General features: G+C 72.2%; 13 protein-coding genes and 3 riboswitches. Of the genes, 8 read left to right on the top strand and 5 right to left on the bottom strand.

Features of this window, described 5'->3' with window-relative positions:
- Positions 1–41 precede the first annotated feature (41 nt).
- A riboswitch (cobalamin riboswitch) is annotated at positions 42–171 on the bottom strand.
- Positions 172–212: 41 nt separating this feature from the next.
- The 5 genes from cbiE (at position 213) to ACYVLP_RS04585 (ending at position 3,809) form a co-directional block, all read left to right on the top strand.
- Positions 213–1,442 carry a precorrin-6y C5,15-methyltransferase (decarboxylating) subunit CbiE gene (cbiE, locus tag ACYVLP_RS04605; protein ID WP_460626159.1) on the top strand — a complete coding sequence of 410 codons (1,230 nt, stop codon included), beginning with the start codon at positions 213–215 and terminating at the stop codon, positions 1,440–1,442.
- Positions 1,439–2,194, top strand: coding sequence for a cobalt-precorrin-4/precorrin-4 C(11)-methyltransferase (locus tag ACYVLP_RS04600; protein WP_460626158.1), 756 nt, complete (start codon positions 1,439–1,441; stop codon positions 2,192–2,194). The genes cbiE and ACYVLP_RS04600 overlap by 4 nt, the downstream gene beginning before the upstream one ends.
- Positions 2,192–2,387: riboswitch (cobalamin riboswitch) on the top strand. Its footprint overlaps the gene before it by 3 nt.
- A gap of 30 nt (positions 2,388–2,417) precedes the next feature.
- A complete protein-coding gene (locus ACYVLP_RS04595; RefSeq protein WP_460626157.1) occupies positions 2,418–2,627 on the top strand; it encodes a CbtB domain-containing protein in 210 nt (69 codons plus the stop codon).
- 4 nt (positions 2,628–2,631) lie between these two features.
- On the top strand, positions 2,632–3,411 hold the full coding sequence (locus tag ACYVLP_RS04590; RefSeq protein ID WP_460626156.1) for a CbtA family protein: 780 nt from the start codon (positions 2,632–2,634) through the stop codon (positions 3,409–3,411).
- A complete protein-coding gene (locus tag ACYVLP_RS04585; protein WP_460626155.1) occupies positions 3,408–3,809 on the top strand; it encodes a hypothetical protein in 402 nt (133 codons plus the stop codon). Before ACYVLP_RS04590 ends, ACYVLP_RS04585 begins: the two co-directional genes overlap by 4 nt.
- A 3-nt stretch (positions 3,810–3,812) precedes the next feature.
- Here the strand turns inward: ACYVLP_RS04585 and ACYVLP_RS04580 are convergent, their stop codons facing one another.
- Complete coding sequence (locus ACYVLP_RS04580; protein ID WP_460626154.1) at positions 3,813–4,223, bottom strand: tautomerase family protein; 411 nt, start codon at positions 4,221–4,223, stop codon at positions 3,813–3,815.
- Between the two features lie 86 nt (positions 4,224–4,309).
- On the opposite strand from ACYVLP_RS04580, the gene ACYVLP_RS04575 reads away from it, so the two are divergent.
- Complete coding sequence (locus tag ACYVLP_RS04575) at positions 4,310–4,870, top strand: TetR/AcrR family transcriptional regulator (protein ID WP_460626153.1); 561 nt, start codon at positions 4,310–4,312, stop codon at positions 4,868–4,870.
- Here the strand turns inward: ACYVLP_RS04575 and ACYVLP_RS04570 are convergent.
- The 3 genes from ACYVLP_RS04570 to ACYVLP_RS04560 are packed head-to-tail and all read right to left on the bottom strand — an operon-like array spanning position 4,811 to position 8,219.
- Complete coding sequence (locus tag ACYVLP_RS04570; RefSeq protein WP_460626378.1) at positions 4,811–6,439, bottom strand: precorrin-2 C(20)-methyltransferase; 1,629 nt, start codon at positions 6,437–6,439, stop codon at positions 4,811–4,813. The two genes, ACYVLP_RS04575 and ACYVLP_RS04570, sit on opposite strands and share 60 nt — an antisense overlap.
- Before the next feature lie 5 nt (positions 6,440–6,444).
- Positions 6,445–7,101 carry a precorrin-8X methylmutase gene (locus tag ACYVLP_RS04565; protein ID WP_460626152.1) on the bottom strand — a complete coding sequence of 219 codons (657 nt, stop codon included), beginning with the start codon at positions 7,099–7,101 and terminating at the stop codon, positions 6,445–6,447.
- Positions 7,098–8,219, bottom strand: a complete 1,122-nt coding sequence (locus ACYVLP_RS04560) for a precorrin-3B synthase (RefSeq protein WP_460626151.1) — start codon at positions 8,217–8,219, stop codon at positions 7,098–7,100. Before ACYVLP_RS04560 ends, ACYVLP_RS04565 begins: the two co-directional genes overlap by 4 nt.
- A 74-nt stretch (positions 8,220–8,293) precedes the next feature.
- On the opposite strand from ACYVLP_RS04560, the gene ACYVLP_RS04555 reads away from it, so the two are divergent.
- A complete protein-coding gene (locus ACYVLP_RS04555) occupies positions 8,294–9,088 on the top strand; it encodes an isocitrate lyase/PEP mutase family protein (protein WP_460626150.1) in 795 nt (264 codons plus the stop codon).
- Between the two features lie 68 nt (positions 9,089–9,156).
- Positions 9,157–9,236: riboswitch (cobalamin riboswitch) on the top strand.
- Positions 9,237–9,295: 59 nt separating this feature from the next.
- Entirely contained in the window at positions 9,296–12,925 is a 3,630-nt protein-coding gene (gene cobN, locus ACYVLP_RS04550; protein ID WP_460626149.1) for a cobaltochelatase subunit CobN, read from the top strand.
- 21 nt (positions 12,926–12,946) lie between these two features.
- Here the strand turns inward: cobN and ACYVLP_RS04545 are convergent, their stop codons facing one another.
- Entirely contained in the window at positions 12,947–13,642 is a 696-nt protein-coding gene (locus tag ACYVLP_RS04545) for a TetR family transcriptional regulator (RefSeq protein ID WP_460626148.1), read from the bottom strand.
- Between the last annotated feature and the right edge of the window lie 40 nt (positions 13,643–13,682).

Below are 13,682 nucleotides of genomic sequence, written 5' to 3'. Positions count from 1 at the left end.
CTGCGGGTGCCTCGCCCGCGTGGTTGACCGGTCCCGCCCGGCGGACGCGACCAGCGGCGGGAGATGCCCTGGCTGGCACGGGCCGACGGGCTGCTGTCGGTCGTGCATCACAGTGGCGGGACCGCTCCGGACTCTCACCGGATTCCTCTCCCCGTCGCCACTGCGCAGTCTGCCAGACCCCTCGACCCGGACACCCCGCTAGGGTCGCGGACGTGATCGAGGTGGTCGGGGTCGGCGCGTCCGGTCTGGGTTCTCTCGGCCCCGACGAGCGTCGGCTCGTGGACGGGGCCGAGGTCGTCGTGGGCGGCGAGCGGCATCTGGCGATGCTCGACGGGACGCCTCGCGTCGAGCGCATCCGGTGGCCGTCCCCGCTTCGTGCGGGGCTCGACGCGCTGCTGCCCCGACTGCTCGGGCGGCGCGCGGTCGTGCTCGCGAGCGGCGACCCGCTGGTGTCCGGTGTGGGGGCGACCCTGCTCGACGCGTGGGGTTCCGATGTTGTCCGCATCCATCCAAACGTCTCCTCCGTCTCGCTGGCGCGCGCCCGAATGGGCTGGGCGGCAGAGGAGTCCGACGCCGTGACCCTCGTGGGCCGCGACGTGGACCGCCTCCGTCGAGACCTGTCGCCGCGTGCGAGGGTCATCGTGCTCACCTCGGGCGAGGACGGTCCCTCCCGCATCGCGCGGCTCCTCGTCGAGGAGGGGTATGCCGCCAGCCGCCTCACGGTCCTCGGCGACCTCGGCGCTGCGGAGGAGTCGCGCACCGAGTGCGTGGCCGCATCGTGGGACGGCCGTCCCGTCCCTCGGCTGCATGTCGTGTGCATCGAGTGCCGCCCCGACCCCGCTTCGTCACCGCGGTCCCTGGCGCCGGGTCTCGACGACACGGCATACGAGAACGACGGGCAGCTGACGAGACGGCTCGTACGCGCCGCAGCCCTCGCACACCTCGCGCCGCAGGCCGGGGACCTCATGTGGGACCTCGGCGCGGGCTCCGGCTCGGTCGGCATCGAGTTCGCCCGCCAGCACCCGCGCATCGTCGTGCACTCGGTGGAGCGCGATCCCGAGCGCGCGGAGCGGATCCGGCGCAATGCGAGGCGACTCGGCGTGCCCGGGCTCGTCGTCCACGAGGGAGCGTCGGTGGACCTGGCGAGCGGACTGCCCGCGCCGGACGCCGTCTTCGTCGGCGGGGGCGCGACTGCGGACCTGATCGACCGCTGCTGGGCAGCCCTGGTCCCCGGCGGACGCCTCGTGGTGCACGCGGTGACGGTCGAGACGGAGCGGGTGCTGCACGACGCGCGCGCGAGGCTCGGCGGTCGAATGTCCCGGGTCGCGATCGAGGACCTGGAGCCTCTGGGCTCGCTCAACGGGTGGCGACCCGCCCGAGCGGTGATCCAGTGGTCCGCGGAAAAGACTGTGCCACAAGCGATTCGACAGGAGCGCGCGTGACGATTCACTTCATCGGAGCAGGCCCCGGCGCGGCCGACCTGCTCACCCTGCGGGCCGTCGGTCTCCTGGAGCGGTCCGAGGTATGTCTCTATGCGGGGACCTACATCGGACCCGAGGTGCTCGCTCACTGCCGCCCAGACGCGATGCTCGTCGACACGCAGCACCTCCACCTCGACGCGATCGTCGAGCACTGCATCCGGGCCCACGAGACGGGGCACGACGTGGCTCGACTCTGCTCCGGAGACCCCTCGATCTACTCCGCGATCGCGGAGCAGACCCGTCGGCTGGACCGGGCTGGTGTGCCATGGGACGTGACCCCGGGCGTGCCCGCCTATGCGGCCGCGGCAGCCCTCATAGGCCGGGAGCTGACCGTCCCGGAGGTCGCCCAGTCGGTGGTTCTCACCAGGGCGCACCGTGACTCGACCCAGATGCCCGCCACCGAGGCGCTCGCCGAGTTCGCCCGCACGAGAGCCACGCTCGTGCTCCACCTCGCCATCCGGCAGACCCGGCGGCTCGCGGGCGAGCTCGTCGGCGACTACGGCGCCGACTGCCCGGTGGTCGTCGTCGCGAACGCCGAGCAGCCTGGCCAGCTCGTCCTGCGCGGCACGCTGGCGGACATCGCCGACCAGGTCGAGGGCGCGCGGCTCCGTCAGGCGGCGGTGATTCTCGTCGGCCGGGCGCTCGGCGCGAGGGAGTCGGACGACTTCGTCGAGTCTCATCTCTACGGCACGCGGGTGGCCGGGCGGCCCTGACCTGTGTCAGGATGCGGCTGCCGCAGTGCACGGGAAGTCGGTGTGAGTCCGACGTGGTCCTCGCCACTGTGACCAGGGAGCAAGTCCCCACCATCGCCACTGGTGACCGCAGGTTCGTAGCCGGGTCGCTGGGAAGGCTGGGGAGGCGCGGCGATCTGGAAGCCAGGAGACCGGCTGCGGCGTGATCTGTCCACGAGGCATGGAAAGAAAGGGTCAGTCCGCCATGGCCAACGTTTCGTCGTCCGCTGTCGCCACCGTCGCCACCTCGCGCGTCCGCGTCCCCCTGTGGGCGTGGGCGCTGCTCGCGTTCGCGGTGTTCACGCTCTACTTCCTCTCGCAGGAGAACGGGGCGCTGCTCAGCGCACCTGCTGCGCAGATGCTCCACGAGCTGACCCACGACGCCCGTCACGCCCTCGGCGTGCCCTGCCACTGACGTCGTGGTCGGCTTCGGAGCGATCCTGCGGCGCGGGGTCGCCGCAGGTGCTGCAGCCGGTCTGGCCGCGGCACTCGTCATCTGGCTCGTCGTCGAGCCGGTCATCCGCAAGGCGCTCGCGATCGAGGACGCCCGAGAGACCAGACACCTCGGAGGGGGCCGGTCGGCGCCGCTCGCGCTGCCGGTCCACACCGGTGGCGAGCCGCTGGTGTCACGTTCCGCCCAGGTCGTCGGGGGCGCGCTGACCTCCGTCATCGTCGGCATCGCCTTCGGGGTGATCTTCGCGATCGTCTTCGTCAAGGTCCGTGAGCGCCTCGGCGGCACAACGGACTTCGCGAAGTCGGTGGTCCTCGCTGGGGTGGGCTTCGGCGCCGTGAGCCTGCTGCCCGCGCTGAAGATGCCCGCAAACCCACCGGCCGTCGGCGACCCGGCCACCGTCGGCCGCCGCACGATGCTCTATGCCGTCGTCCTCCTGCTCGGGGTCGCCGTCGTCCTGCTCGTGGCGGCGCTCGACCTGTGGCTGGCAGCGCGTGAGGTCGCGCCGTCACTCCGCTGGGCGGCCGACATCGCAGCCGGCGTCGCCGCACTCGCGCTGGTGTTCGCCCTCGTGCCGGGCTCGCCTGACACGATCCCGAGCGACGTCCCCGCGGCGCTGATCTGGGAGTTCCGGCTCGCTTCGCTGGCCCAGCTCGCGGTCATGTGGCTCGTCCTCGGCGTGAGCTTCGGGCTCCTCATGGAGCGGGCCACGGTCACCCGGCGCGCGGTCGCACCCGCGCCGGCGTGACGGCATACGGGCAGGGCGAGCCGGCTCCGGCGGGCTGCATCATCCGGGTCTGCCGCGACTGCTGTTGTGGCACCGCGCGCAAGCACCCGGGTGTCGACCACGACCGCCTCCTGGCGGAGCTCGAGGTCGGCACCCGGGGCACCGCGCGGGTCCTGCACAGTGCGTGCCTGCTCGCCTGCGACGAGTCGAACGTCGTCGTGGTGACGCCGTCGCCGGAGGGCAGGCGGCGCGGCGCCCGGCCCGTGTGGGTCGGTGGCGTGCTCGACGACGAGGCCGTGGACGACGTGGTGGCCTGGGTGCGTGCGGGCGGCCCGGGCGTCTCGCCCCTACCGCCTCGCCTCGAGAGCCGAGCCTTCGCGCCCAGCGGGCTCTCGCTCACCTACGCCCACGTCGGCTGACGGTCAGCCCGCGAGCTGGGCGCGGGCGAGCGCCACGAGCTCATCGTTGGTGTTCGCGTGTCCTGCGATGCCCCAGGCTCCGTCGTAGGTCTCGGTCAGCAGCACCCAGGTGCGGTCCGCGAGCGTGGGGTCGCCGGCCGCCTCCACCACGACGTCGGTCAGGCGACGCACCGCGGCGAGCTGCTTGTCGCGGTCGAGCGCGCCCGCATTGGTGAGCACCTGGACCCGGACGTAGTCGTCGTCGCCGTTGACGTTCGCCAAGGTCACCTCGTGCACGAACGCAGCGGTGTTCTCCTTGAACAGCGCGATCGGCGGCACCCCCTCGACCTCCATCAGGGTCGCGGCGAGCTTGCTGGCCAGGGCGGTCGGGTCGCCGAAGCGACCTGGCTTGGCGTAGACGTCGATCATCGGCATGATGCGCTCCTTCAGAGAACTAAGGTGATCTGCATAGTAGACAAGGAACTATGGTGATGTACATAGTTCGTCCGGGAGGTGTGGACATGGCGAAGGGCGAGGTCAGGGCGCGGATGGTCTCCGGGGCCGTGCGACTGCTCGCCGAGCATGGCCCGGCGGGCGCGTCCTTCGGTGACGTCCTGGAGGCCACTGGCGCGCCGCGCGGCTCGACCTACCACCACTTCCCCGGCGGGAAGCGAGAGCTGTACGTCGCGGCCCTCGACCTCGCGAGCGACCGCGCACGCGACGTGCTCGAGGAGGTGAGGGGTCAGCCGGCGGGGGCAGTCGTCAGCCGGTTCTTCGCCATGTGGCGCAGCCTCCTCACCGGCACCGACCTGCGTGCCGGATGTGCCGTGCTCGCGGTCGCCGTCGGAGGCGATGACGACGAGACGGTCACTCATGCAGGCGTGGTCTTCACCGCGTGGCGGCGGCACCTGGAGTCCCTGCTTGCAGAAGGTGGACTGACCACCGAGCGCGCCACGGCCCTTGCCGCACTTGCCATCTCGTCGGCAGAAGGGGCGGTGGCACTCGCCCGCGCAGAGCGCAGCCTAGAGCCGTTCGACCTCGTCGCCCGGCAGGTGACGGCGCTGGCGGCCGGGAGCGTCTGAACCGGCCTGCGTCACGAAGCGGGGCGTCCAGACCTGACCCAACCGGGTGACCCGGGTGCTGGTCGCTCCGACGATGACCAGGCATTTCATGTCGATGCTCCCCGGGTCCAGATCCCCCAGGGTGGTCACCGTGACGGACTCCTCCGGGCGTCCGACGTCGCGGCCGACCACGACGACGGTGTCTGCACGGCGGACCTCGAGGAGCGCCTCGCGGGCCCGCGCGACCTGGTGTGTGCGGCTGCGTGAGGCCGGGTTGTAGAGCGCGATGACCAGGTCCGAGGCCGCCGCGGCCCGGAGCCGTCGCTCGATGACGTCCCAGGGCTTGAGCCGGTCGGAGAGCGACATGACCGCGTAGTCGGCGCCCAGTGGCGCACCGGCGCGGGCGGCAACGGCCTGCGCCGCCGTGAGGCCCGGCAGGACGCGAACCTGCACGTCCGAGCAGCCGCGCGTCTCTGCGGCCTCGAACACCGCGGAGGCCATCCCGAAGACCCCGGCGTCGCCGCCGGAGACGACCGCGACGCGCTCGCCCCTGCGGGCGAGCTCGAGCGCGAACCGGGCGCGGTCCACCTCCACCGTGTTGCCCGACGCGTGCCGCGTGAGTCCGGTCCGCTGGGGCACCCGGTTGACGTAGGGCGCGTAGCCGACCACGTGGTCGACGTCGGCAAGGGCGGCAGAGACTTCGGGCGTGAGCCACCGGTCGGGGCCTGGGCCCAGACCCACCACGACGACCTCCCCGGAGGCGGGCCGCTGGTCGACGACCGTATGCCGTGTGGCGGCGCCGGGCGGGTCGGACACCCCGGCGGACCCGGCCGCACGACCCGCCGAGTCGGCCCGCAGGTCGCGACCCGGCACGACAACCATGGACATGTACGGCACCGTCGCGGCGTCGACCTCCGCGACAGGCAGGACGCGTTCGGCATCCGAGCTCGCCCGCTCGACGTAGCGCGCGTCGTCCAGCCGTCCTGCCTGACGCAGCGCCTCGCGCACTCCCTCGAACGTGCGGCCGAGCTTCATGACGACGGCCGCCTGGGTGTCCGCGAGCCGGCGCGCGAGCTCAGGGACGGGCAGGGTCCCGGGCAGGATCGTCAGGACGTCCTCGTGCCGGCAGAGTCCCGTCGCAACGGCCGCGGCCGACCCGCTGACCGACGTCACGCCGGGCACGACCGCGGTGTCGTAGCGGTCCGCGAGCCGGTCGTGGAGGTACATGAACGTGCCGTAGAAGAGTGGGTCGCCTTCGGCGAGGACGACCACGTTGCGACCTGAGTTCAGGTGGGCCGCAAGGCGATCGGCGGACTCGTCGTAGAAGTCCGACATGAGCCCGTGGTAGCCGAGGGGGTGGTTGCTCTCACCTGTGGTGACCGGGTAGGCGAGCAGCTCCTCGACGACACCTTCCCGGAAGTACGAGGAGGCGATCCGCCTCGCGATGGAGTCACCGCGCGGGCCGCTGTGGAAGGCCACGACGTCGGCCTCGCCGATGAGGCGGGCCGCCTTGACAGTCACCAGCTCCGGGTCGCCGGGCCCTACACCTACCCCGCGAAGCCAGCCGGGATGGACTGCGGCAGAAGGCATCCCGTTCACAACTCCTCCTCGCGCGCGAGCGCGTTCACCGCGGACGCCGCCAGCGCGGACCCGCCGCGGCGGCCGTGGACGACGAGCCAGGGAATGTCGAAGGGGTTCTCGGCCAGCGCGACCTTCGACTCGGCCGACCCGATGAACCCGACGGGGATCCCAATGACCGCGGCGGGTCGCGGGCCGCCGTCGGCGACCAGCTCGAGCAGGTGGAAGAGGGCGGTCGGCGCGTTGCCGATCGCGACGACGGCACCGTCGAGCCGGTCACCCCACAGGGATACGGCAGCGGCGGATCTCGTTGTGCCCCAGAGCTTTGCCAGTTCCGGGACCTTCTCGTCGCGCAGCATGCAGACGACGTCGTTGTCGCGCGGCAGGCGAGCGCGGGTGATGCCCGAGGCGATCATATGCGCGTCGGTGAAGATGGGTGCGCCCGCCTCGAGCGCGGTCCGAGCCGCGGAGACCAGGCCGGGGTGTACGGCGATGTGGTCCGTGAGGTCGACGTCGCCGCTGGCGTGCACCATCCGCACCGCGACGACCCTGGCATCTTCGGGCAGGTGGTCCAGGCGCGCCTCCGCTCGGATCGTCGCGAACGACCGGCGGTAGATCTCCTGGCCGTCGTCCTCGTAGTCGTACCGCTTGCGGGGCCGCGTCGGCGCGGTCATGGAGCCTCCTGGTCCAGCAGGGTGAGGGCTGCCCCGATGCTCGTCGGCGACAGCAGGTCGACGTATGCCGTGCGCGGCGTCCCGCATCGCCGCTCGCACCCGCTCACGTGGACCGGCACCTGCCCGGCCGGCAGCACCGGGGCGAGCGCGGCGGCGAACGAGCGGGTGTCCAGAGAGGACCGTGCGCAGCCGGGCAGGCCGGTGCAGGCGTGCAGGCGCTGCCATGGCGAACCCGGCCCGGTGACGAGTCCTGCGTCTTCGAGCGCGGCTGCCGACGTCGCGGCACTCTCGACCACGAGCGAACGCCAGGGGGTGACCACGACTCGCTCGGTGACGGCATACAGCGCGTCGACGTGGCGGCGGGTCAGCAGCCCGAGCGGGACCCCGACGACGATGTGGTCCCCGACCGCTCCGGTCGGTCTCGGGCCGGGGTCGGGCAGGATCACCGGACCGGCCGTCGGCGGCGGGCCGATCGGCCCGGCCAGCTCGGACACATGCCACACGCCCTGTCCCGGCACGCGGTCGAGGAAGTCGTGGGCGAGGGCGACGATGCGCGGCACGGCGCTGTCCAAAGACGAGTTCCAGCCGTGCGACCGGCCGCCGGCCAGGACGATGCATCGCCCCGGTCCGGTGGCCAGCACGCCGAGGTCGAAGGGCTCGCCGATGACGTCGCCCCTGCCGTCGTCGAGCACGAACAGGAACCGCCCCGGCAGCGTCGCGAGCCGCGCGTCGGCGCACAGCGCGGCGTCCAGCGCGCGGGCGACGGGACGAAGGTCACAGTGCCCGAGGTCGTCGAGCCCCGACAGCGGAGACGCGACGACATTGCGGACCAGCTCATGGGTCGGCGACGGGACGAGCCCGGTGGCGCGGAGTCGCTCCCGCAGCGTCGGGTCGAGGGGGGACGGCAGGCCGCGCAGCTGGAGGGCTCCACGCGAGGTGAGCTGGATTGACGGATCTTGTTGTGTGGCAACGATATCCAGGAGCTGGGCCAGCACTGTGACCGGCACCGGCTGAGCCGCGGGACGAAGGCGGACGATCGACCCGTCAGCGGCCGCGAAGGGTCGCGACACGGCAGGGCACGCATCAGGGGTCTGCCTCTCGCGGGCTGCGGCACTCACGCGGGGATCGTAGACAACCCCGCCCCACCGCTGGGCCAGGCGGGGTGTCAGTGGGCCGACCTACCGTTGACTGCATGAGTGACCCAACGTCTCCTACGGCCTCGAGCGAGAAGGCCGCAACCCTCCGAGCCCTCCACGTCCCGGGCACGCCGCTCGTGCTGCCCAACGCGTGGGATGCCGCGTCGGCGCGCCTGGTGCAGGAGGCCGGCTTCCGAGCGGTGGCCACGAGCAGCGTCGCGACCTCGGCAGTCCTCGGGTGGGCCGACGGTGAGGCGACACCGGTCGAGGAGGTGCTCGCCGCAAGCGCTCGCCTCGCCCGCGCGGTGGACGTGCCCGTGACCGTCGACTTCGAGCGCGGGTACCGGCTCCCGCCGGACGAGCTCGTCGAGCGCCTCACCGGGACCGGTGTGGTCGGCGTCAACCTCGAGGACTCGGACCCGGCGACGGGCGAGCTGGTCGACGCCGATGTGCAGGCCGGATTCCTGGCGGCGGTCCGCGCCGCGGCCGAGGCACAGGGTGCCGACCTCGTGGTCAACGCCCGCACCGACTCCTTCATCCGCGGCCAGGGCACTCTCGACGAGCAGGTCCGGGCCTCGATCGACCGGGGACGCCGCTACCTCGAGGCCGGGGCCGACTGTGTCTACCCGATCGCCACCGACGACCCGAAAGCGATCCGAGCCCTCGTCGAGGGGATCCCTGGTCCGGTGAACATCGGCTTCGGCTCGGGCCGGCTGACCCTCGCCGAGCTGGCGGCGTTCGGCGTTGCCCGCGTCAGCTTCGGCCCGAGGCTGCAGCGGCATCTCTATGCCCGGCTCGCCTCGGTCATGCTCCCGGCGCTCGCCTCGGGCGCTGACCCGTTCGCCATGTGACGAGCCGCATCCCAGCCTCCGGCGCGGCAGGCAGCGCCACCCGCTAGGCTGCGGCCAGCGTTGTCGACCAGGAACCCGGTGCGAGTCCGGGACGGTCCCGCCACTGTGAACCCGACCCGCAGCACGGGGAAGGGTGAGTCAGGAACTGCCGGCGACGTCTCGTATCCGACCGGCCGCGGGGCGTGGACACCCCGCCGAGGAGACCCCGTGGCACGCATTCTGCTGCTCAGCACGTCCGACACCGACCTGCTCGGAGCTCGGGCCAGCGGTGCCCCCTACTCGTGGGCCAACCCCACCCGAGTCGACGGCTCGGCGCTCGCAGACCTGCTTGCCGCGAGCGACCTCGTGGTGTTCCGGTTCCTCGGCTCGGCGCAGGCCCTGCCACCCGCCTTCGCCCAGGCGCGCGAGAGTGGCCTCCCGCTCGTCGTGCTCGGCGGGGAGCAGGCCCCGGACGCCGCGCTGATGGCCCACTCCACCGTGCCGCACGGCGTGGCCGCTGAAGCCCACCGCTACCTCGCCGAAGGCGGACCCGCCAACGTCCGCGGCCTGCATGCCTTCCTCGCCGACACCGTCCTGCTCACCGGAGACGTCTTCGAACCGCCCGAGCCGCAACCGCTCTGGGGCCGGCTCGCCCGCCCGGCCCCGGCGGACCCGAGTGCTCCCGAGGTCGGGATCCTGTTCTACCGCGCCCAGCACACCGCAGGGAACACCGCCTACGTCGAGGCTCTCGCCGACGCGGTCGATGCCGCGGGAGGGATCGGGACCCCGATCCACGTCACGTCGCTGCGCGACGCGCCGCCCGACCTACTCGCTCACCTGACGGCATACGACGCCCTGGTGACGACCGTCCTGGCGGCAGGCGGCACCCGGCCCGCGGAGGCGGGCGCCGGGGGCGACGACGACGCCTGGGACGTCCAGGCGCTCGCTGCGCTCGACGTGCCGATCATCCAGGGCCTGTGCCTCACGTGGAGCAGGGAGCGGTGGGAGTCGAGCGACGAGGGCATGAGCCCGCTCGACGTCGCGACGCAGGTGGCGGTGCCCGAGTTCGACGGCAGAATCATCGGAACGGCCTTCTCCTTCAAGGAGACCGACGCCGACGGCCTCCCGCACTATGTGCCCGACCTGGAGCGGTGCGGTCGTCTCGCGACGCTCGCGGTCAACCACGCCCGCCTGCGCCGCACCCCGCCCACCGAGCGACGTGTCGCGATCGTCCTGTCGGCCTACCCCTCGAAGCACTCGCGGATCGGCAACGCCGTCGGGCTCGACACGCCTGTCTCGGTGATCCGGCTGCTGCGCGCCATGCGTGACGCGGGATACGACCTCGGCGCACCCGGCGAGATCCCGGGCACCGGTCCGCTCGACCCCGTCGACGGAGAGTCGCCCGACACGACCGCCGGCAACGCGCTCATCCACGCGCTCATCGAGGCGGGGGGCCAGGACGAGGACTGGCTCACCCAGGAGCAGCTCTCCGGCCAGCCCGTGCGCATCCGCGCCGACCGCTACCGCGAGCACTTCGAGGCTCTCCCAAAGGGGCTGCGCGAGGCGGTCGTCCACCACTGGGGCGAGGCCCCCGGTGATGTCTTCGTCGACCGTCACGGTGACCTGGACGGCGAGATCGTCGCGGCGAGCCTGCGCGCCGGCAACGTCGTGATCCTCATCCAGCCGCCTCGCGGTTTCGGCGAGAACCCGATCGCCATCTACCACGACCCGGACCTCCCTCCCTCGCATCACTACCTCGCCGTATACGACTGGCTGGCAACGGATTTCGGGGCACACGCGATCGTCCACATGGGCAAGCACGGCAACCTCGAGTGGCTGCCGGGAAAGACCCTCGCCCTCTCCCCGTCGTGCGGTCCCGATGCGACGGCCGGCTCGGTGCCGCTCGTCTACCCGTTCCTCGTCAACGACCCGGGGGAGGGGAGCCAGGCCAAGCGGCGTGCCCACGCGACGATCGTCGACCACCTGGTGCCACCCATGGCCCGCGCCGAGTCGTACGGCGACATCGCGCGGCTCGAACAGCTGCTCGACGAGTACGGCAACGTCTCGGTGATGGACCCCGCGAAGGCGCCTGCCCTTCGCGCCGAGATCTGGGCACTCGTGCACGCGGCGGCGCTCCACCACGACCTGGGGCTCACCGATCGGCCGGACGACGATGCCTTCGACGAGTTCGTCATGCACGTAGACGGCTGGCTGTGCGAGGTCAAGGACGTCCAGATCCGCGACGGCCTGCACGTCCTCGGAGAGGCGCCCGCCGGGGAGACCCTGGACAACCTCGTGCTCACGGTCCTGCGAGCCAGCCAGGTCTTCGCCGGCACCGCCGGCGCCGTGCCCGGGCTGCGGTCCGCGCTCGGCCTCAGTGAGGGGGAGGCCGAACGCGCCACCGTGGATCGGATCGAGGCGCAGGCGAGCTCGCTCGTCGCCGCTCTTGCGGCCACGGGGTGGGACGCTGCCGCGGTGCCGTCAGTCGTGCGGGACATGCTGGGTGACCCCGACGACGACGTATGCCGCTCGCTGACCTTCGCGTGCGAGGAGGTCGTCCCACGTCTGAGGGCCACGAGCGGCGAGATCGACGCGGTGCTGCACGCCCTCGACGGTGGGTACGTCCCGGCCGGACCGTCCGGCTCGCCGTTGCGCGGGCTCGTCAACGTGCTCCCGACCGGACGCAACTTCTACTCGGTCGACCCGAAGGCCATCCCGTCCCGGCTTGCTTGGGAGACAGGGCAGTCCATGGCCGAGTCTCTCTTGGAGCGCCACCGTGCCGACACGGGCGAGTGGCCTCGGTCGGTCGGCCTGTCCGTGTGGGGCACCTCGGCCATGCGGACGTCCGGCGACGACATCGCCGAGGTGCTCGCCCTCATCGGCGTCCGTCCGCGCTGGGACGAGATGTCCCGCCGGGTCGTCGGGCTCGATCCCGTCCCGCTGGCCGAGCTCGGGCGCCCGCGCGTCGACGTGACCGTGCGCATCTCCGGCTTCTTCCGAGACGCCTTCCCGCATGTCATCGCCATGCTCGACGACGCCGTGGCCCTTGTCGCCGGCCTCGACGAGAGCGCCGAGGACAACTTCGTCCGTGCCAACGTCCAGTCCGACCTGGCCGACCACGGGGACGGACGACGGGCCACGACGAGGATCTTCGGCTCCAAGCCCGGATCGTACGGCGCCGGCATCCTCCCGCTCGTCGAGGCAGGCACCTGGCGCTCCGACCAGGATCTCGCAGAGGTCTACGCGACGTGGGGCGGCTTCGCCTACGGGCGGGGACTGGACGGCATACCCGCTCGCGGGGACATGGAGCGCGCGTACCGGCGCATCGACGTCGCCGCCAAGAACGTCGACACCCGAGAGCACGACATCGCCGACAGCGACGACTACTTCCAGTACCACGGCGGCATGGTCGCCACCGTCCGGGCGCTGACCGGACGCGAGCCCCGGGCGTACGTCGGGGACTCGACGATGCCCGATGCCGTGCGCACCCGCAGTCTCACGGAAGAGACCGCTCGCGTCTTCCGGTCCCGCGTCGTGAATCCGCGATGGGTCGCGGCGATGCGCCGGCACGGGTACAAGGGTGCCTTCGAGCTGGCGGCCACCGTCGACTACCTCTTCGGCTTCGACGCCACGGCCGGGGTCGTCACCGACTGGATGTACGAGCAGATCGCACAGACCTACGTGCTCGACAAGGAGAACCGCGACTTCCTCCAGCACGCCAACCCGTGGGCGCTCCAGAGCATGGTCGAGCGGCTTCACGAGGCGGTCGACCGCGGCCTCTGGGCCGAGCCGGACGCCCAGCTGCTCGCCGATCTCCAGCAGGCGTACCTCGATGTCGAGGGCGAGCTCGAGAGCTGACCACCCCCGAGGCTCCGTCGCTCACACGCGTGGGATCCAGCGCTCGCCCAGCTCGGCGTCGGTGGGCGGGGGCCCGGGCAGCTCCCGTGGATCGGCAGCTGGATCGGCAGCTGGATCGGCAGACTCAGGCCGTGACCCACCAGCGCGGATCGCGGCCAGCGTCAGGGCCAGGTAGCGACGGCGCAGCACGACGGTCCGCTCGGGGTCGGACACCCGCACGGCGGTCGCCTGCTCCAGCACCATCCCCACGTCGTTGAACACGAACCCGGCTCGCAGGGCGCCCGCCTCGTCGGCGCGCCGGAAGACCTCCGCCCCGAGGGCGGTGGCGCTGGCCGCCTTGGCGCCGAGCTCGGGCGTCGGCCGGAACGTCCCGGCAAGGCGCACCGTGAGGGCGTGGACGTCCTCGTCGACGACCTCGGTGACGAAGCCGGCGAAGGCCTGCCACGGATCTCCCTCGGCGGCGAGGGCCCGCTCGGCTGCAGCGGCATACCGGTCCAGCCCTTCCGCGCACAGGCTGGCGACGAGGGCCTCCTTGTTGGCGTAGCGCCGGTAGAGCGCGCTGATGCCGACGCCCGCCTCAGCAGCCACGGCGGCGATCGGAGCGGAGGGGTCGCGCAGGAAGACCGTGCGAGCCGCGTCGAGGATGGCCGTGTCGTTGCGTGCCGCCTGCGCCTTGCGGCCGGAGAGGCCGGAGAGGCCGGTTGATGCCGTCGCCATGGTTCCCATCCTAGGGGTTGTGCGGAATGAAGCGTTCCGT

The organism is Intrasporangium mesophilum, assembly GCF_054783095.1.
Note: the sequence above shows the minus strand (reverse complement) of the source record. Positions and strands in the feature narration are given on the sequence as shown.